At 71.4% G+C, this 1,029-nt stretch carries 1 protein-coding gene and 1 pseudogene; both read right to left on the bottom strand.

What is annotated here, in order from left to right; genetic code table 11:
- The coding region (gene tssA / locus G3O06_RS48385; RefSeq protein WP_205820475.1) for a type VI secretion system protein TssA at positions 1–465 on the bottom strand (465 nt) is incomplete at its 3' end.
- Positions 466–514: 49 nt separating this feature from the next.
- Positions 515–1,029 (bottom strand): annotated as a pseudogene (locus G3O06_RS48380) (serine/threonine protein kinase); the annotation flags it as partial.

The following is a 1,029-nucleotide window of genomic DNA, read 5'->3' as shown; positions in this document are numbered from 1 at the left end:
CCCGCCGTCGAACAGCGGCTGGCGGCGTGCCGCGCGTGCGCAGTCGTGCGCGCCGGCTACCTCGGCGAGCGCGTTCATCCGCGGTGTCGGGTCGTGTTCGCCGTCCGCGTCGAGCCGCGGATGCAGGTCGTCCCAGCGGCGCTCGAGCAGGTTCGCGACGAGCGTGAGCGCATCCGCATAGCCGGGAATGCCGTGTTGCTCGGTCCAGCTTCGCGCAAGACAGGCAATGACGCGCAGGTCCTTCGTTCGCGCGGACAGCGCCAGCGCGAGCCGCTCGACCGCGCGCCAGTCGGGCGCTTCGGCCGGGATCACGGTGTCGCCGTACTGCTGCTCGGCGCGCGGCGTCGCGCGCTCCTGCAACTGCAGGAACTCGGTGTCGTATTCGAGGTTCGCGCCGCACGGCGTATCGGGCGCGACAACCGCGAGCAACTGGCCGATCAGGTCTGCGCGCGGCGTCGCCGGCATGCCGGGCGGCACCGTGGACAATGCGGCGGCCAGCGCCGCCTGGCTGACGTCATTCGAATGCATAGTCGATGTTGACCGGTTTGCTGCCGAAGTCGATCGCCACGGTGCGGTGCAACGGCGGCAGCGAGCCGTTGCGGATCTCGATCACGTAGACGCCCGGTGTCAGCGATACCGAGCGCAGCGGCGGGCTCGCGCCGCGCCGCGCGCCGTTCACGTACACGTCGCCCCATGGCCGCACGTTGAAACGCACCTGCACGGTTTCCTGAGCCTTCGGCGGACGCGGTTGCTGTTCGGCAGGCAGCACGTTCACGGCGGCGATGACCGTGTCGGTTTCCGGCGGTGGTTTCGGCACCGGGGTGGGCCTGGCCGTCGGTGCGGCGGCCGCTTCCGACCGCGGCACGTTGACGACGCGTTCCGACGCGTCGAGGCTGCCGGCGGGCGCGATGGTCGAGCTGGAACCGGACGGTGACGGAGCCGGGTTCGTCACCGTGGTTGCAACCTGCGGCGCAGGCGTGGCAGCTTCAACGGCCGGCGAGGTGGCCGGCTCGGCGGCGACGGGTGGCA

Source organism: Burkholderia sp. Ac-20345, from assembly GCF_017104825.1.
Lineage (GTDB): Bacteria > Pseudomonadota > Gammaproteobacteria > Burkholderiales > Burkholderiaceae > Burkholderia > Burkholderia lata_B.
This window is presented reverse-complemented; position numbering and strand designations above follow the sequence as displayed.